Genomic DNA, 17907 nt, shown 5'->3' on the forward strand with positions numbered 1-17907 from the left:
TGAGATATATTTTTTTACGCAATAAAACCCTAGGGGGGTAAGGTAGTCAAAGAGGTGAATCAAGCGATGTACAACTATCACAGCGATAAAGATCAATTGCTGCGCAACCTTCGGAAAATCGAAGGGCAGGTTCGAGGCGTGCAGAAGATGATTGAGGAAGACCGCTACTGCGTGGACATTTTGACACAGTTGGCGGCAATCAAGGCAGCTACCAACAAAATCGGGCTAACGCTTTTGGAACATCATACGCGGGGCTGCGTAACCAAAGCGATTCAAAACAACGACGATGGCGGGGAACACCATATTCAGGAATTGATGGATGTAGTCCGGGCTTTTACCAAGTGATATTGCATAAGTGTGGAGGTGATTTTGATGAGCACTGCAGTTCAAGAGAAAACCGGGTCCACAGCCAGCCTGAAAATTGAAGGGATGACTTGTGCGGCATGCGCCAACCGGATCGAAAAGGGGCTTGCCAAGCTGGATGGAGTCGAACAGGCAAACGTCAATTTTGCGTTGGAAAAAGCAACTGTAGTATACGATGCAGACAAAATCAATTTGCAGGATTTACAGAAAAAGGTGGTTGACCTTGGGTACGGCGTATCGATCGACAAGCTGGAGCTTGACATTACGGGGATGACCTGTGCGGCATGCGCCAACCGGATTGAAAAAGGCCTTAACAAGCTTCCGGGAGTCACCCAGGCTAACGTCAATTTGGCATTGGAGCGGGCGACTGTTCAGTATAATCCTGGCGAAATCAGTGCAGCCGATATGATCCAGAAAGTGAAGGATCTTGGATATGGGGCTGCTCTGCACAAAGATGCGGAACAGCAGGAGGACAGCCGGGAAAAGGAAATTCGCCGTCAGAAACTGCGGTTTACCGTGTCGGCCATCCTTTCCTTGCCGCTTTTGTATACGATGTTTGCCCATTTTGGCTGGAGCGGTGTGTACATGCCGCATGTTCTGATGAATCCGTGGGTGCAGTTTGCGCTTGCGACACCGGTACAGTTTGTCATCGGCTGGCCATTTTATCGAGGCGCGTACAAAGCGTTGAAAAACGGCAGCGCCAATATGGATGTTCTGGTGGCGCTGGGCACGTCGGCCGCTTATTTTTACAGTCTGGCGGCGATTCTTACAGGGAACACGGAAAAACTTTATTTTGAAACAAGTGCGATTCTAATTACGCTGATCATTCTCGGCAAACTGTTTGAAGCCGTTGCGAAAGGGCGCACTTCGGAAGCGATCAAAAAACTGATGGGGATGCAGGCGAAAACGGCACTCGTAGTGCGGGACGGCAAGGAAACGGTGATTCCAGTAGAAGAAGTGCTGGTCGGCGATACCGTGATCGTCAAACCGGGAGAAAAAATTCCGGTGGACGGGGTGGTTCTGTCCGGCACATCCGCTGTGGATGAATCGATGTTGACCGGTGAGAGCGTTCCTGTCGATAAAACAACCGGTGGTTCGGTGATTGGTTCGACGATCAACAAGAACGGTTCGCTTACATTCAAAGCGACAAAAGTCGGAAAAGATACGGCGTTGGCACAGATTATCCGCGTGGTGGAACAGGCGCAGGGGTCGAAAGCTCCGATTCAGCGGACAGCGGATGTGATCTCGGGTATCTTCGTGCCGATTGTGGTCGGGATTGCAATTATTGTCTTTTTCATCTGGTATTTGGCCGTTGATGCAGGCAACTTCACGCATGCGTTGGAAAATGCGATTGCCGTTCTTGTGATCGCCTGCCCTTGCGCGTTAGGGCTGGCCACTCCCACCTCCATTATGGTGGGAACAGGGAAAGGCGCTGAATTGGGCATTCTGTTTAAAGGCGGCGAGCATCTTGAGGCGGCCCATAAATTGAACACCATTATTCTTGATAAAACAGGCACCATTACCAAAGGGGAGCCTGCATTGACCGACGTGGTCGTACTTGCGGATATCCCGGCAGACAAGCTGCTCGCGCTTGCCGCCAGCGCCGAAAAAAATTCGGAACATCCGCTGGCCCAGGCGATTGTCAATGGAGCAAAAGAGAAAAATCTCGATTTGTCTCAATCCGAACAGTTTGAGGCAATCCCGGGATACGGATTGTCTGCAACAGTCTACGGACGGAAGCTCTTCATCGGCACGCGCAAACTGATGGAACGCGAACAGATTAATGCAAGCAACGCGCAAGCCAGCATGGAACGGCTGGAAGACGAAGGGAAAACAGCCATGCTGGTGGCTGTTGACGGAAAGCTGGCGGGTATTGTGGCAGTTGCCGATACGGTCAAGGAAAGTTCCAGACAGGCGATCGCCAAATTGAAAGAGCTGGGTCTGGAAGTGGTTATGATCACAGGAGACAATCGGCGTACCGCTGAAGCGATTGGCAAACAGGTCGGCATTTCGGAAATCCGGGCGGAAGTTCTGCCGGAAGGCAAGGCAAAGGAAGTGGAATCTTTTAAGGCGCAGGGCAAAAAGGTGGCCATGGTGGGAGACGGTGTAAACGATGCGCCCGCTTTGGCAACAGCCGATGTGGGTATGGCGATCGGCACCGGTACCGACGTCGCGATGGAAGCGGCCGATGTCACACTGATGCGGGGAGAACTGACCAGCATTGCAGACGCGATTTCACTCAGCCATAAGACAATGAACAATATCAAGCAAAATCTGTTCTGGGCACTGTTCTACAATTCGATCGGCATTCCGGTAGCGGCTGCCGGGTTGTTGGCACCCTGGGTGGCGGGAGCGGCGATGGCGTTCAGCTCCGTGTCGGTTGTATTGAATGCATTGCGATTAAAACGGGTAAAAATATAAAACAGCGGAGGAGAATATATGAGTACTATCACTCTAAACGTTCAAGGTATGTCTTGTAATCATTGTGTCAATTCAGTGGAGGGTGCGCTGGGAAAATTGGTAGGCGTTAGCTCCGCAAAAGTGGATCTCTCAGCTAACCAAGTGACTGTTTCATTTGATGACACGGTCGTGAGTGTAGATCAATTAAAAGAAACAATTGAGGATCAAGGATACGATGTAGTGTAACACACGAGATGGAAAAAGGGGCATACATATCAAATGTATCCCCTTTTTAATCCCCATTGCCCCAAAACTCAAGGGGACTGTTCAGTTGTTAGACGTTTGTGATACATAGCGTCACAATCACATCGACGGTCAGAGAAGAGGGTGTAGGAAATTTGCAGCGACTCAGCTTGCCGGAAAGAGGGACGCAGCTTCAATGGCTAACACAGAGCTCGAAATACGAGTTTAGTACATCCGTTTTACGGACGTAATGTGGTTGTACCAGTAGGAACCGGGTTTCAGCGGCAAATAACCCACTTTCTTAAGTCCGCCGCCTTCTTGGATCATTTGTCCATTACCAGCATAAATCCCGATGTGTGCTCCGTTGTCGAAGATGACAAGGTCTCCTACTTCCATCTGACTTTTCGGGACAGGATTCCCGACCGAAGATGCCTGTACTCTGGATGCCCCGCTCATTTTATAGCCCAATGCATGGCGGTACACATAGGCAGTGTAGTTTGAACAGTCAAACCCGCTGCCGCCTCGGTCTTTGCTGGTTCCCCAAATGTAAGGAGTACCCAGTTGGCTTTTTGCCACCATCAGTACCGCATTTGTTTTATCCTCCCGCGTTGCATCGAGCGGTGCAATTGGTTGAATCGACGGGTCATATGTGACACCAGGCGGCAAATTGAATGATGCTGATTGGGTGGCCGTCGTTTGCGCAGACACAAAAGACGGGCTAACAAATGCCGCACTGAGCATTCCGATGGTCAACAAAGAAACAACTTTCTTTTTAAACATGAAGTACCTCCCTTGTAAAGCCTGCGAGGTTAGCTGACGGGTTCGGATAAAAGGGATTACCCGACTGAACTGCAAAGTGTTTCTTCAAGGTGTTGTTTCAAAAACACAAAACTGTGAATAGCACTTGCAGTCTGATTTCACCCCAGATAACTGGTTCCCCCGCGCCCAGTTTTTGGGCTTCGGCTGATGTAGGACAACCTTAACATAGTTTCCAACCGATTTCATCCTGTAAATTGTGGTAAACTGCTACAAAACCAATAAAAAAGCCGCCTCACGGCGGCTTTTGACTATGTTCAAAAGCTCACTTTTTTAAGCCATTTTTGAATATTTTTCCTGCAACTCTCTTGTGGAGATGACGATGAATTCGGGAATTAGTTCCTTTTTTCCGGGGTGAATCTGAGTCTTCTCGTAAAGCGAAAAACACCACCTATGGAAGAATCGCATCAGGATTTTTTATACTTCATGACCTGATAATTGTCAGTCTATTTCGCATCATGAAACTAATTTGAAACAGGTTCCTAAAACCCTGTGAATCCGCCAAATAGTTTAATCATATAGATCGTGATTACCGTCATTGCATTCGTTAGAAGTAAAAAGCCCATAATTACCATCACAATGCCTCCGATACGGCTGATTACGGAAGAATACTTCAACAGCCAACGTACGGAGCCAAGACTATATGCCAAAATAAGGAATGGTATCGCAAACCCTAACGAATAAGCGCTCATCAATCCTACTCCGTTGGCCGGGTCGGTTGCTGCTATGGCTAACACAGATGCCAAAATTGGTCCAATACAAGGTGTCCATCCAGCGGAAAAACTAACCCCAACTAGTACTGAACCAATGTATCCGGCCGGTTTGTTTCGTAAATGCCATTTTCTCTCCTTCAGTAAGGATTCCCACTTAATTGCCCCCGTAAGGAACAGCCCCATAACAATGATTATAATTCCACCGATTTGACGTATCAGGTCTTTATACTGGTTAAATATTTTCCCGACCGCCCCTGCTCCAAATCCAAGTGCTACAAAAATTATTGAAAAGCCAATTACAAAGAAAATCGAATGGACGAGTGCCGTTCGTCTTATTCGAAAATTGTCTCGTTCTCCTTGCAATTTCTCATAAGAAATTCCTGTCAAATAAGAAATATAGGAGGGATACAAAGGCAGACAGCAGGGGGACAAAAAGGACAGAACTCCTGCTACAAATGCCATTAGCATATTCGGATTACTCGTATCGAACACTATGAGCCACCTCTTTAATTCGAGTTCGACCCAATTATACAATGACAAAGTGACGAGTTTGTGAAGATACAAGAGATAGAGATTTTAAACAGGATGCATGGACGTATGCATGAGGAGCCTTTTTGTTGTTTCTTCATTGAAACTACACATTTTTGTTTTATCTTAGTTCCATGAGAGGAGTAGTTTCATGGAAGATAAAGATTGGTTCAGTACTTTTCTAAAAATAGCATTCGCTGCCTTTGGTCTATTGATGATCATTATCCTACTCATGATCATCTTTGCAGGCAATGGAATGCACAATATGAGCAATATGTAAGGGTGGTGAGCCCAGCGAAAAAGAATAGTTTGAACAACCGTCACTTCTAGTAGACAAAGGGACTAAGTAAAAGTGATTATTCAACAGATCGAAACAGGTGTAGACTTTGCCAAACTTGGCAAGGAGAAATTGAAAGATAAAGGATCGGCCGCAAGTTGTATTTTAGCCTCAACCCGGAGAGGTTTCAGACCTGTAAACCTTGGCCAGATATCACATTTTTGAGCAGTTGCCATCCGAACTACAAAGCAGTACGAAATACAGATCCGTGATATCAAATATAAAGATGTGTTAGTGGAACACCGTTTCCGAAGACACTAAATTTTTTAATGTGAGGAGAAATTATGCGAGTTATCTTATTTGAATTTTGGGGGATTCCGATTCGATCCTACGGTCTAGTCGTAGCAGTTGCTGTTTTGATGGGAATTGGAGTGACTTTGCATTTTGCAAAGCAAGCGAACAAACAAAGTGAACAGATTCTAAACCTTTCCCTCATCGCCGTACTAGGGGGCTTAGTGGGTGCTCGACTTTGGGAAGTTCTGTTCTTCCAACCTGAATACTATTTGAGCCACCCTATTGATATTGTTGCCATCTGGAAGGGCGGCATGTCAATTCAGGGAGGACTAGCAGGCGGTGTTATAACGGCTGTCTGGTACATCCGAAAACTCGGATGGAAATTCTGGGATACAGCTGACTTATTTGCACCTGGTTTGATTTTAGGACAAGCGGTTGGACGTATTGCCTGTTTCCTGAATGGTGATGCATATGGTTCACCGACGGGCAGTTCCTTTGGTATCGTTTACCCGCCCGGAACTGTAGCCTACGATCAATACGGGAATCAGCCGTTGTGGCCAGCCGAAGTCTGGGAGGGTCAGTGGAACCTGATTGTTTTCGCTGTTCTGCTTATTTTAAAAAGTCGAACCCGGTCGAAAGGATTTCTATTTCTGTCTTACATAGGCTTGTATTCTGTAGGACGGTTTGCTCTCGAGTTTTTAAGAGGGGACAGCCCGCATTACTTGTTTGGATGGACAGCTGCTCAATGGACAAGTGTAGTTGCTTTCGCGGTGACAATTCTTGGTTTGCTGGTGACAAGAAAAGAGGTTACAAAACATGCAGCAGGTGTTTGAGATTCTTGAAGAAAAAACTTGACGTTTCAACCCCTGCACCATCCTCTCTCCAGTATTGATCTTTCCGCCACCAAAGGTACATGTGCGGCAGAGGACTGTTTCGCCAATACGCCTGAAGCCAAATGGTTGGCCGACCACGCGCGGATTACGGATTCATTATCCGGTATCCGAAAGGAAAAGAGTCGGTCGCCGCATGCTTTTTCTGCTGAATGTTTTAATGGACGATCAAATCGAGCGACATAGCCACCCTCAACTTTTTGTATGGAAGCTAACATTTGTGATTCCTCATCTAAAAAATGGTTCATTACCACGCGGTTACTTGTGAAAGTAGATCACCGAGCAAATGTCAGCGAGTACCATGGGCATCTCTAGATAGATTCGGTGGAGGCCAATAAAAAAGAGCCTTTCGGCTCTGAGAAAAACATATGCAGGTAGTTGCCTATTCTGCGATCAAAATGATCGGGGGCTTGTTTAGGAATGGAACTAAATTTGCGACATCTCCCTGTACTTCTTGCCCTTCAGCCGAGGACAATGATTGATTCAATGTGTCTACGTCCTCAAATTCCAACTCCGCCACTAAATACATGTTTTGGTCGGTGTTCTCGCCATGCAACACTCGATTAATCGCTGCATTTTTAAGAGTGGGGAGTTTTTTGGCAAGAGGAATATGCACATCAAAATAATGCTTTTCGAATCCTTCTTTGTCTTTCGGCTCTTCATAAATTACAATTACTTTCGCCATTTCTAATGCCCTCCTATTAACGTCCTCATAGAAGGTATATGCGATATATTCCCGTTTTAGTATGAACTGCATCAACAATTGCAGGCACTGGAAGAATTCTCAGAGTTATTCGTGAGTCAAATATTGTGAAGCTGCTTCCGGCATCACTGTATTTGTAGAGTAAAGGGCTGGTAAGCCCAGCCCTTTACTCTACATTTAAATTTTGAGACTGAGGCTGAACCCATCGTCCCCGGTAGGCTAGGCTTATTCTTCGCTATTCGTTACTTTCTGTTCGTAATGTTTACTCAAATAGCTGTTTTCCCCTGGTGAAAAATTGACCGACTGAAGGCTCAATTTAGGATTTTTTCCGTACAGACCTTTGGCCTTGTCTTTTACATCCTCGCCAACCTGAAACAACGGCTCTTTTTCCGCCATCATGACACCTCCTGCAAAATGTAGGCATAGTTTTTCCACTGGAAACAATGATCATCCACATTGCAGTATTTGCCCAGCAGAAAACAGGCTGCCCTTGGCGGCCTGTTTTCTGCTTAACTTGATTTGGTTAATTCCAAAATATCTTCCAGAATTTGTTGATTGTCCATATTTTTTCCCATCGTATAGATTTTCCGGATGTTGTTGTTCTGGTCGATCAGGAAAAGGGATTTGGTGGGATGCGTGAAAAATCCGTCGTCTTGTTTTTCGGCAAATAGGTTATAGCTTTTCAAAACTTCCTGAATTTCTTGTTCCGTTCCGGTATAAAAATTCCATCCGCTCCAATCGACCTTCAGCTTGTTGCCGTAATTTTTCAGATTGGCCGGTGTATCCCGTGTTGGGTCAAACGTAATGGTGACAAATTCCGTTTTGTTTCCGAACAGGTGGCGTTTTTTCAACTGTTCCTGGATCGATACCATATTGATCGTGGTAGTCGGGCAAATATCCGGACAGTTCAGGTAGATAAACTCCACCAGTTTGACTTTTGGCGCGAGATCCTGAAACGATTGCCGCTGTCCGTTAATATTTTGCAACGTCCAGTTGGGCGCCGCGTTGACCACGGGCAGCCGCGTGAATCCCCACGCAATCCAATAAGCCAGGCCGCCTGCAAATGCGAGGCTAAGAATAACAATGATGAGGGTCAAAATTCGTTTGTTCGCAATTCGTGTAAGGTTTCCCCGCATTAAAAAACGAACTCCTTTCCCCTGAAGATGGTCCTACTTTACAACGTCAATCTTCATGTCCTTCATAGAATGTTGGTCTCTTGCCGTGACGTGATACATCACATGGTAAGTACCTGCATCGGAAAACACATGTTTCACGTAATATTCGCCGGAAGCCCCTTTTGTCGCTTCGAGCATTTGACTTTCTTAACGGACAATGTAACCGGTTGCCCGATTTTTACGGGGGAAGCAGGTTGCGGTTGAAACGTGACCTGAATGGGAGTGGCTGACTGTGGCTGCTGATTCGTGCAGCAGCCGCTTGTTGCAAGCGCCGCAGCTAAGACCGCAATAGCTATAAGTGAGCGTCGAAGCCTTAGTTGAAATTCTCCTTGTAGTAAATGTTAATTCTATTATATTTGACCGGACAAGAAATGATAAGCAACAAAAGTGTGAATGAAACAATCAGCGAGCAGGAGTTCTGGGAAGCTGCGAAAGTTTTGTCTCTGGCATGACAGGGAGGGTATATAATGTGGAGAAAGGGGGCGATATGTATATGATCGTACACATTCTTTTAGGGCTTCTATTAGCCTTTGTTCTTTGGAAATTGTTGAAGATTTCATTTAAAACGATCGTATGGCTGGTTCTGATCGGTTTGATAGTGGCGTTGATTGCTCCCGGGATGTTGTTTGTGGTAGGCGGAATCGGTTTCGTAATCCTAAGCGTGCTGGGAGGACTGGTGCTGCTCACTTTGTTTGGATTTTTCTTTTTGGATGGAGATTGACAGGTATCCCCCTTAAGGAACTTCGCCGCTGTGACGGGGAGTGTCTCGTAAAGGGGCTTGAACTGTAAACATTGATTCTGCCTAAAACTGACTGTATACTATCAATATGGACAGATTAGTAACGATAGGCGAAGCTTCAAAGGTGTTGGGAGTATCGATTACAACACTCCGGCGATGGGAAAAAGAAGGCCGTTTGCAACCGGATGAAATTACCCCCGGCGGCCATCGGCGATACGATCTTGTGAAACTGCGGCCTGAATTGTTCCGGCTTCAGCGCAGCGACAGAACAACCGTGGCCTATGCCAGAGTATCAAGCCACGATCAGAAAGAGGATTTGGAGCGACAGAAACAAGTCCTTGAAATGTACTGCGCTTCGCAAGGGTGGACGTTTGAAGTGGTTTCTGACCTTGGATCGGGAATGAACTACCACAAAAAAGGTTTGAAACGCCTCTTACACGCCATCTTGCAGGACGAAGTAGGCAGACTGGTCATCACACACAAAGATCGTCTCCTTCGTTTTGGTGCGGAGCTGGTCTTCGCCATTTGTGAGGCGAAAGAGGTGGAAGTGGTGATTCTCAACCAGGGCGAAGACACTACGTTTGAAGAAGATCTTGCCAAGGATGTTTTGGAGATTATCACGGTGTTTTCTGCACGGCTCTACGGTTCGCGTTTACGCAAGAACCAGAAGCTCATAGAAGGGATGAAGCGGGTGGTTGAGGATGCTGAGAAGCCATAAGATTGCGCTTCAACCGAATAACAAGCAGTCCACCTACTTCGCAAAAGCGTGTGGTGTGGCTCGCTTTGCCTTCAATTGGGGCTTGGCAGAATGGAAGCGACAGTATGAAGCAGGTGAAAAGCCGACAGAAGCGTCACTTCGCCGTCAACTGAACTCGATTAAAAGAGATCAGTTTCCGTGGATGCTCGAAGTGACGAAAAACGCCCCGCAAATGGCGATCATCCATTTGGGGCAGGCGTTCAGGAACTTTTTTTCTGGTCGCGCGAAGTATCCCACATTCAAAAAGAAAGGCGTCCATGACAGTTTTACGTTGACCAACGATCAGTTTGCGGTCAGTGGCAAGCGAATCCGCATCCCGAATCTTGGTTGGGTACGGATGCGGGAAGCGTTGAGGTTTTCCGGCAAAATCATGTCTGCCACCATTTCGCGTAAGGCGGGCAAGTGGTTTGTCAGTATTACGGTAGACACCGAAGACGTACCGCCGATGAGCGAAAGCCAAGCCATCGTCGGTGTGGATTTGGGAATCAATCGTCTGGCCACCTTGTCGGACGGGACGATGGTGTCGGGAGCGAAGCCGCATAAGACTCTTTTGAAACGGTTGCGCCGTCTGTCCCGCTCTCTATCGCGTAAGCAAAAAGGTTCAAAGAACAGAGCGAAGGCGAAACAGAAATTAGCGAAGCTCCACGTGCGGATCGCCAACATTCGCCATGATGAGTTGCACAAGCTGACGACCAACCTGGCGAGCCAATATGGCGTGATCGTGATCGAGGACCTAAACGTCAAAGGTATGATGACGAATCATCGCTTGGCGCGAGCGGTTGGCGACATGGGTTTTCATGAATTTCGCAGGCAGTTGGAGTATAAGACGGCGATGCGAGGCGGACGGGTGATTGTCGCAGACAGGTGGTTTGCATCGAGCAAGGCATGCTCAGATTGTGGCACAAAGGAAGAGGACATGCCACTGTCGATACGCGAGTGGACATGCCCTGAGTGCGGAATCCATCATGATCGAGACTTGAATGCTGCAAGGAATCTGATGAAATTGGCCGTGAGTTCCACGGCGACAGCCTGTGGAGAGAGCGTAAGACCTGCTAACACAGGGGCAGCCTCAACGAAGCAGGAATTCAACGTCAAAGCTACCTATGTGTAGATTTGAGTAAGTTTGGAGGAACGGATGAGAACTTCCTTCTTTTTCAGGACTTGCTATCGGTTGATTCGCTTTCTTTATCTTTATTGATGCCTTGCATGGAATCCTTGAATTCTTTAATGCTTTTCCCCATAGCCTGCCCAATCTGCGGCAGTTTGTTGGGACCGAACACAATCAGTGCAATTACCAGAATCAGGATTAAACCAGGGATACCGATATCAGAGAACATAAATCTACCTCCTCTCATCTACTCTATTAGTTTACCTCTTCAAGCCGGAAAAACGGAATAGTTAATTTGTGACAGAGTGAATGTCCCGAAACAGTAAGCAAACAGATCATTTTACTGAGATTTGGGCCAATTCAAGCAGATTGCGTACTTCGTAATCCGGCCTTGCGTCAAGCTCCTCAAAAGTTTGATGTGTCCGGTTAATCCAACCGACCGTAAAACCGAACGATTTGGAACCGGCTACGTCCCAAGCGTTTGATGAAACAAATAAAATGTTTTGTCTGGAGGTTTAGGCCTGTTCAAGGCCTAATTGGTACAACGTCACCGCCCCCTATGAGTGTAATGGTTCGAATTTGGTGACCGCGCTGCGACATTTTGTTGTTGTATAAAAAACGGTTCAATCCCCAAAATAACCCTATGTTGTTTGGGAAAGGGGGATTCGATGTTTGGGCGTGCAATTCCCGGTCGTATTCGGATACAAGTACATAGTTTAAAGCACAACCATTTTTTGAAAAGGGAATGGGAGCGGAAGCTCCTTCAACTGGCCGGTGTGATGGGGGTAGAGGCCAATCCAATTACAGGACGTGTACTGATTCTGTTTGACGAATCGGCTGTGACAGCGGATCAGATTGGTGAATGGGTGGAAGAAATCGAAGAAATATATGCGATGGCAGAAGAGTCTGGCGAGTTGACAAAAGCGGCGGCAGAAGCTGCTTCAACGGCAGAAGCGTGGCTTGAGGCAGGTGAGTATCAGGAGTGGCATGCCCGGCCGATCGAAGCGGCGATTGAACTGTTGAGAACGAACGAAAACGGCCTTCCATCGTCCGAAATCAATCAAAGGTTGGCTCGTCACGGGCCGAACGCTTTGCAGGAGGCCCCGCGCCCAGGTTGGTGGCGCTTATTTTTTCGTCAATTTGCCAACTTTATGACGATTGCGTTGATGGCATCCGCTTTTGCGACGCTGCTGCTGGGACGGGTGATGGATGCGGCCAGTATTTTTGCCGTACTTCTGTTGAATGCGTCACTGGGAACGTTTCAAGAGCGAAAGGCGGAAGACGAAGCGCAGGCGCTCCGCAAACTGACTGCGCCAACCGCAAAGGTGCTGCGTGACGGACAGGAAGTGGAAGTCCCGGCAAATACACTGGTGCCTGGCGATGTGATTGTCGTTGATCCAGGCGACCAAATTCCGGCGGATGCGAGATTGATCGACTGTTGGAATTTGGAAGTGGACGAGTCTTCGCTCACAGGCGAATCCGTTCCTGTCCGGAAAAAATCCGGCTTGTGCAACAATGATACCGCTCTTGCGGATCGCACCAATATGCTGTTTATGGGAAGCCATGTGACTCGGGGCCGTGCCCGCAGCGTGGTGGTGGCCACAGGCATGGAAACCGAACTGGGACGATTGTTCGCGCTGATTCAGAAGCAGCCGGAAGAATCCACTCCGCTGCAGAAAAAGTTAAATGTATTGGGGCAGTATCTGGTCTACGTGTCTTTAGGCATCAGTCTGTTTGTGATGCTGATTGGGCTTTTGCGCGGCAATCCGTTTGCCGATATGTTGATGACCGCCATCAGTCTCGCCACATCGGCGATACCGGAAGGATTGCCAATCATGATCACAATTGCGTTAGCGGTCGGCATGCGGCGGATGGTCGGCAAAAATGCGTTGGTCCGCAAACTGTCCGCGTTGGAAACGCTCGGTCGTGCCACCGTGATCTGTACAGATAAAACGGGCACGCTAACGAAAAACGAGATGACTGTACGTGCGGTATCCACTGCGGTGAAAACATGGGATGTGAGCGGGAACGGTTTTGCGCCGATCGGTCAATTTACGGAAAACGAACAACTTACGGATGTAAAGAAAGAAGCCGATTTGGAATGGCTGCTGAGGGCGGCCACGCTCTGCAGTGATGCAAAACTGCTTCATAATGGGACGGAAGAGTGGGAAGCGGCACTGGCGCAAGGAGGTTTGTCCAGTTTTGATGAGGGGTGGACGATTCAGGGCGATCCGACCGAAGGATCGATTCTGGTCGCGGCGGCAAAAGCGGGTATCCTGCCGGAAAGCTGCCGGAAACCGTGGGAACGGCTGAAAGAAACACCATTTGAATCAGAAAGAAGGCGTATGTCTGTCGTTTGCCGGGATTCTGGCAATCAATGCAAGCTGATTGTGAAAGGTGCGATTGAAGATTTGCTTATGTTGTGTGATCGAGTGCAGGTGGACGGGCAGCTGGAAACACTCACAGAATCCCATAAAAACCTGATTATGGAGAAAAATGATCAGTTTGCTTCGCGTGCCCTGCGTGTATTGGCGGTGGCTTATCGTCCTCTGCCGGATGATTATGACCCGGTTGGCGAAGAAGGGGAAATGGATGAGCAAAATCTGATTTTTCTCGGCATCATCGGAATGATCGACCCGCCGCGTGATCAGGTAAAAGAAAGTATCGCCCACTGTCAAAAAGCGGGCATCAAAGTCGTAATGATTACCGGCGATCATCCGCAAACGGCTGCCGCTATTGCGCGTGAGCTAAACCTTTTATCCGATGGCGGCCGGGTGTTGACCGGACCTGAACTGGACCAATTAACCGATGATGAATTGGTGGAGCTTGTACCAAGTGTGGACGTTTATGCTCGCGTCTCGCCTCACCACAAGCTGCGGATTGTCGCTTCCTTCAAAAAAAGGGGTGAAATTGTGGTGATGACGGGGGACGGTGTCAACGACTCGCCTGCCGTCAAACAGGCCGATGTCGGAATCGCAATGGGAAGAGCCGGCGTGGATGTAACCAAACAGGCGTCCTCGATGATTATTACCGATGATAATTTTGTCACGATTTGCAAGGGTGTACAGGAAGGCCGCTCGATACTCGGAAATATTCGCAAATCATTAGGGTATCTGTTAAGCGGAAATCTGGGGGAAGTGATTTATGCCACACTGGCTGTTTTAATTGGCATGCCGCTGCCGCTCGTGCCTATCCAGATTTTGCTGATTAATCTGTTTACTGACGCCCTTCCTTCGATTGCGCTTGCGATGGGCAATTCAATCGGGGATCAGAACGCATTGTCTTTGCGAAGCGCGCGCGATGTGACAGATCGCAATCTGATTACGCAAATTGTTGCGCGCGGCGTCGTGATTGGTCTGACGACCATGGCCGTATTTTCCGGAACATTGGCACTGACCGGCAATCTGATGTTGGCTCGTACCATGGCTTTCATGACCGTTTGCGCCAGCGAGCTGATACAGGCGGTTGATTGGTGGCGAAACGACGAAGCTGACAAGAAACACAGCAGTCTGTTGCTGCAAGACCGATTTATGACAGGAACTTTAGCGGTTTCCTGGGCGGGATTGTTATCGATTGTATACCTGCCGCCGTTGCAGGGTGTATTCCAAACGGTTGCCTTATCACCGTTGCACTGGCTGATTATTCTTGCCATCGGAGGGTCGATTTCGATGCTCACCCGACCGGTTGCCCGGCTTGTTGCGATCACCGGTCAAAAACTCCAGGTCCTGATTCAGGCGTCAGCCGCCAACAGAATATCGGGCCGTTTTCAGCAACCGCAGACTGCCGCATGATTCCATTGGAGATGGTGATACTACAGGCTAGAAAGGGGGATGTTACATGGAACCGTTAGAATGGATTCTGGCAGGCGCAGTGGTATATGCTCTATTCCCCGGCGTTCGGCGGGCCGTAGGAAAAACATGGAACGGTCTGCAGTCGGCAACCAACCAGGCGATGGAGGGTGTGGGGCAGACTGCACAAAAGAAGATGAATACCATGGATTCGCCGGAAAATCGTTAAATGCAATGGGCCTTCTGCCGGATTTTTCCGCTTGGAAGGCCCTTTCTCTAAGATGGTGTGCCTATTTTCCAAACAAAGAGGTGATCCATTTGCCAGGCGCGATTGGAACCATAGGAATTTTCGCTATACGGTTGGCAGCTATACCAGGACTGTTTATCCGTCACATGTTGCAAAACGGATCGTCTGCTGCATCCTCGATGATGGGGCAACAGGTGCAGGAGCGGGAGGAACGGGCAAGCGCACGGCGTCCGGAAGAAGTTCCATTGGCCGATGGGTGGGAAACCGGACTTACTGAGCAGGAGGCCAAGCGACGGCTGGCAGCGCACGGTTCTAACGAATATCGACCGATACCGAGCCATATCCAGTTGTTGGGACAAACGTTGAAAAGTGCATCCACCCTCAGTTTGCTGGGGCTAGCCGTGTTCGCTCTTGTAATGGGCAAATATGTTGATGCGGCAATCGTCTTTGTCACATTTGCCGTATTGGGGGCTGTTTCTGTACGTGTAAAGGTGAAGGCGGCGCAAAATCATCGCCGTATGTTGGAAACGGAAGCAACAGCGTCCGTTCTCCGGGATGGAAAAATTTGCGAGATTGCTCCCGCATATGTCGTGCCCGGTGATCTGATATTTGTACGGCAGGGTGATGTGGTGCCCGCTGACGCGGTCGTTTTACGATCCGAACATCTGAAGGTCCGCGAAAAGCAGGTTCGGGGAAATGGGAACCGTGCCGATTTTTATCTGGTTGCAAAAGCAGCCCTTGATAATGGCCATTTGCCGCAGGTTCTGCCGCTTCATAACGTGGCCGAGGCAAACAGGCTGTATGCGGGATCGATGGTAGTTGGCGGATCTGCAAAGGCGTTGGTGACCTCAACAGGAAGAGCCACTCACCATTGGCAGCTGCATCAACATCCAAAACAACATGAAACATTCACAGAACAACGGTATTTCAAGTTTGCCGAAAAATTGACGAAGTACGGGTGGCTGGCTATTTTGGCGGTAGGGGTCTTGGTGCTTGCAGTCAGATGGTCCGGCTCAGCAGCATTGGAGACAGCTATAGCAATTGGCACATCTGTAATTCCTGGCGGATTTTCGCTGCCGATCGTATTGGCGTTCTGGACGGCCATGCATCGAACAAGCCGAAAAGCTCAGGATCTTCCCGATTTACACGCGGCAGACCGGCTGGAAGACACCAAACTGGTCATCCTGTCTGAACAGGCAGTCACACGAAGGATACAGATCAAAAAGCTGTTCTGTCCGCAATCTCGCTGGCAGGTAAAACCGGATCTGCAGGATCATATGCACACCGGCAGGCTTCGTTTCTACCAAAATGGGATTTTGCAGGAGCCAAGCGGCAGACCGGAATGTAAAGCCCTTGTGCAGGCCGCCAAGCTGTTTGCAAGGGCGGAAGGGGATTGCGGTCCTTATGATCAAGCGGTTAACCGCTTGTACGACAATTTCGGCTTGTCAGGTGCTCAGCGGACCGATTGGGAGTGGATCGGGCAAGGTGTTTTGGAATCGCACGGTCTGTTTGAATCACGGATGTTTAAGGATCCAACAGGACGTGTGGTGGAAGTGGTGCGCGGACCTGCAGAACGTTTGTATGAAAGCTGCAGCCGAGTCATCTCTCCCTTGCACGATCTTGCAAATCTGGATGTGACAGGGAGTTCCCTTGCTGATGACCAAGCAGCGGAAGCGCTGCAAAGTTGGCTGGAAACTACCCGGCGGCATTATGAACAAACGATCGGTTTCGCCTGTCGGGTACATGCGGATTCGCTTGGGGAAGCAGGTTCTCTGATTTGGCTGGGAGCCATCTCTTACCAAACCGAATATGAAACGTCCGCTCCTTTATTGGAACGGTTCGTAAAATTGGGCCTGCCAGTCCTGTTGACCGTTCAGGAGCATGTGTTAAGCGACCCGGCATTTCGAAGGTCGGTTTCATTCGATGGTATTAGGTGCAAGGTGGTCTCCGCCGGGGAATTGGGCCGGACGATGGAGCAGGAAGCAATAGACAATTACGATTTGTGGATCGTGTCTGCCCATTCGGAGGAACGGTTGAAATTGATCCAGAAACTGAGGGAAGTCTTCTCGCATATCTGTTTTGTCGGTTGCCGCGATCAGGAGAGAGCTTATTTTGGCGCCGCCTGGACAGCGGTGGAACAGGGGATTAGACGCGGATTGCATGACGTATTGGAAGCGATTGAGGAAGCACGTCACGCGAAATCGCGGATCAGCCATGCAAACGGATTTATCCTCAGCGGAAATGTCGGTGAAGCGGTGTTTTCATTGCTCGCCGGTCTTACGGGTGCACAGCAGGCACTGACACCTATCAACATCAATCTGCTGACAAACGTATTCGCTTCGATTGGACTGGCAGCCGGTCGGCGAAAGATGGATCGGCAGCAACCGACGGAAGGAAAAAATCTGAGCAAACTGCACAAACCGATCGTAACACACGGCTTGATGTCCGGTTCGGTTGCGATGCTCTCATACGCAGGAGGGCTGTTGATCAGCGGCGATCCGTTTTTTGCAAGCACGTTTGCGTTTGCAACGCTGATTCTGTCCCAATTGTGGCAAGCCGTTCACTGGCGGCGGCAGTCACGAGTGGCAAAACTGAAGGATATGGTCGAGGATCGAGTGTTGGCAGTCAGCCTGCTGGGATCGCTGGCGATTTTAGTGGCAAGCGTTTATATGCCAGGGGTGACGCAACTGTTGCAGACAACGCCGCTTGCCCTGCAGGATTGGCTTGCAGCTATGGCGATTGCGGGCGCGGTGGGTCCGCTTGCTTCCAAAAGCGAAAATTCAGTTTGGCCAGTCGTCAAACGAATGGCGGGATGGTTGCAGGCAAAGGAAAGAAACTTGCAGACAGCTGCCTGAAAGTCGGCTGC

Annotated in this window: 17 protein-coding genes, 1 pseudogene and 1 riboswitch; of the genes and pseudogenes, 12 read left to right on the plus strand and 6 right to left on the minus strand. The window is 48.9% G+C overall.

The genetic code is table 11. The annotated features are described in order from the left end of the window. Positions 1 to 66: 66 nt before the first annotated feature. Genes skT53_RS17085 through copZ form a run of 3 tightly spaced genes read left to right on the plus strand, consistent with a single transcriptional unit; the run spans position 67 to position 3009 of the window. Positions 67 to 345, plus strand: a complete 279-nt coding sequence (locus skT53_RS17085) for a metal-sensitive transcriptional regulator (protein WP_200758981.1) — start codon at positions 67 to 69, stop codon at positions 343 to 345. Positions 346 to 372: 27 nt separating this feature from the next. Then, complete coding sequence (locus skT53_RS17090) at positions 373 to 2784, plus strand: heavy metal translocating P-type ATPase (RefSeq protein WP_200758982.1); 2412 nt, start codon at positions 373 to 375, stop codon at positions 2782 to 2784. An 18-nt stretch (positions 2785 to 2802) separates the two neighbouring features. Beyond that, positions 2803 to 3009 (plus strand): copper chaperone CopZ, encoded by a 207-nt coding sequence (gene copZ / locus skT53_RS17095; protein ID WP_200758983.1) that lies wholly within the window; start codon positions 2803 to 2805, stop codon positions 3007 to 3009. Between the two features lie 222 nt (positions 3010 to 3231). On the opposite strand, the gene skT53_RS17100 is transcribed toward copZ, so the two are convergent. Together skT53_RS17100 and skT53_RS17105 are read right to left on the minus strand one after the other, a co-directional pair. Next, positions 3232 to 3786, minus strand: coding sequence for a C40 family peptidase (locus skT53_RS17100; RefSeq protein WP_200758984.1), 555 nt, complete (start codon positions 3784 to 3786; stop codon positions 3232 to 3234). Between the two features lie 2 nt (positions 3787 to 3788). Next, a riboswitch (cyclic di-AMP (ydaO/yuaA leader) is annotated at positions 3789 to 3981 on the minus strand. Positions 3982 to 4304: 323 nt separating this feature from the next. Beyond that, the gene (locus tag skT53_RS17105) at positions 4305 to 5027 is read right to left on the minus strand and encodes a cytochrome c biogenesis CcdA family protein (RefSeq protein WP_318978571.1); all 723 of its coding nucleotides are present in this window, start codon (positions 5025 to 5027) and stop codon (positions 4305 to 4307) included. A 187-nt stretch (positions 5028 to 5214) separates the two neighbouring features. Between skT53_RS17105 and skT53_RS18920 the strand changes: the two genes are divergently transcribed. The 3 genes and pseudogenes from skT53_RS18920 to skT53_RS18670 all read left to right on the plus strand — a co-directional run. Then, entirely contained in the window at positions 5215 to 5343 is a 129-nt protein-coding gene (locus skT53_RS18920; RefSeq protein WP_264175978.1) for a hypothetical protein, read from the plus strand. 341 nt (positions 5344 to 5684) lie between these two features. Then, positions 5685 to 6467 (plus strand): prolipoprotein diacylglyceryl transferase, encoded by a 783-nt coding sequence (gene lgt / locus skT53_RS17110; protein WP_200758985.1) that lies wholly within the window; start codon positions 5685 to 5687, stop codon positions 6465 to 6467. 72 nt (positions 6468 to 6539) lie between these two features. Continuing rightward, positions 6540 to 6655, plus strand: a pseudogene (locus skT53_RS18670) (D-alanyl-D-alanine carboxypeptidase family protein); the annotation flags it as partial. Between the two features lie 251 nt (positions 6656 to 6906). Here the strand turns inward: skT53_RS18670 and skT53_RS17115 are convergent. From skT53_RS17115 to skT53_RS17125, 3 genes are all read right to left on the minus strand, one after another. Beyond that, a complete protein-coding gene (locus skT53_RS17115) occupies positions 6907 to 7209 on the minus strand; it encodes an EthD family reductase (RefSeq protein ID WP_200758986.1) in 303 nt (100 codons plus the stop codon). 243 nt (positions 7210 to 7452) lie between these two features. Further along, the gene (locus skT53_RS17120) at positions 7453 to 7623 is read right to left on the minus strand and encodes a hypothetical protein (RefSeq protein WP_200758987.1); all 171 of its coding nucleotides are present in this window, start codon (positions 7621 to 7623) and stop codon (positions 7453 to 7455) included. A 113-nt stretch (positions 7624 to 7736) separates the two neighbouring features. Beyond that, positions 7737 to 8363, minus strand: a complete 627-nt coding sequence (locus skT53_RS17125) for an SCO family protein (RefSeq protein WP_200758988.1) — start codon at positions 8361 to 8363, stop codon at positions 7737 to 7739. 508 nt (positions 8364 to 8871) lie between these two features. Between skT53_RS17125 and skT53_RS17130 the strand changes: the two genes are divergently transcribed. The 3 genes from skT53_RS17130 (at position 8872) to skT53_RS17140 (ending at position 11009) form a co-directional block, all read left to right on the plus strand. Next, positions 8872 to 9123: a hypothetical protein gene (locus skT53_RS17130; protein ID WP_200758989.1), complete on the plus strand. Its 252-nt coding sequence runs from the start codon at positions 8872 to 8874 to the stop codon at positions 9121 to 9123. Between the two features lie 106 nt (positions 9124 to 9229). After that, the gene (locus tag skT53_RS17135) at positions 9230 to 9859 is read left to right on the plus strand and encodes an IS607 family transposase (protein WP_200758990.1); all 630 of its coding nucleotides are present in this window, start codon (positions 9230 to 9232) and stop codon (positions 9857 to 9859) included. Continuing rightward, a complete protein-coding gene (locus tag skT53_RS17140) occupies positions 9843 to 11009 on the plus strand; it encodes an RNA-guided endonuclease InsQ/TnpB family protein (RefSeq protein WP_200758991.1) in 1167 nt (388 codons plus the stop codon). The genes skT53_RS17135 and skT53_RS17140 overlap by 17 nt, the downstream gene beginning before the upstream one ends. 43 nt (positions 11010 to 11052) lie before the next feature. Here the strand turns inward: skT53_RS17140 and tatA are convergent, their stop codons facing one another. Next, positions 11053 to 11235 carry a twin-arginine translocase TatA/TatE family subunit gene (gene tatA, locus skT53_RS17145; RefSeq protein WP_200758992.1) on the minus strand — a complete coding sequence of 61 codons (183 nt, stop codon included), beginning with the start codon at positions 11233 to 11235 and terminating at the stop codon, positions 11053 to 11055. A 439-nt stretch (positions 11236 to 11674) separates the two neighbouring features. Between tatA and skT53_RS17150 the strand changes: the two genes are divergently transcribed. The 3 genes from skT53_RS17150 to skT53_RS17160 all read left to right on the plus strand — a co-directional run bounded on the left by skT53_RS17150 (position 11675) and on the right by skT53_RS17160 (position 17896). Then, positions 11675 to 14797 carry a cation-translocating P-type ATPase gene (locus tag skT53_RS17150; RefSeq protein WP_200758993.1) on the plus strand — a complete coding sequence of 1041 codons (3123 nt, stop codon included), beginning with the start codon at positions 11675 to 11677 and terminating at the stop codon, positions 14795 to 14797. Positions 14798 to 14843: 46 nt separating this feature from the next. Further along, a complete protein-coding gene (locus skT53_RS17155; protein ID WP_200758994.1) occupies positions 14844 to 15023 on the plus strand; it encodes a hypothetical protein in 180 nt (59 codons plus the stop codon). An 89-nt stretch (positions 15024 to 15112) separates the two neighbouring features. Next, positions 15113 to 17896 carry a cation transporting ATPase C-terminal domain-containing protein gene (locus tag skT53_RS17160; protein WP_200758995.1) on the plus strand — a complete coding sequence of 928 codons (2784 nt, stop codon included), beginning with the start codon at positions 15113 to 15115 and terminating at the stop codon, positions 17894 to 17896. The last annotated feature ends 11 nt before the right edge of the window (positions 17897 to 17907 follow it).

This window comes from Effusibacillus dendaii (assembly GCF_015097055.1).
Taxonomy (GTDB): Bacteria; Bacillota; Bacilli; order Tumebacillales; family Effusibacillaceae; genus Effusibacillus; species Effusibacillus dendaii.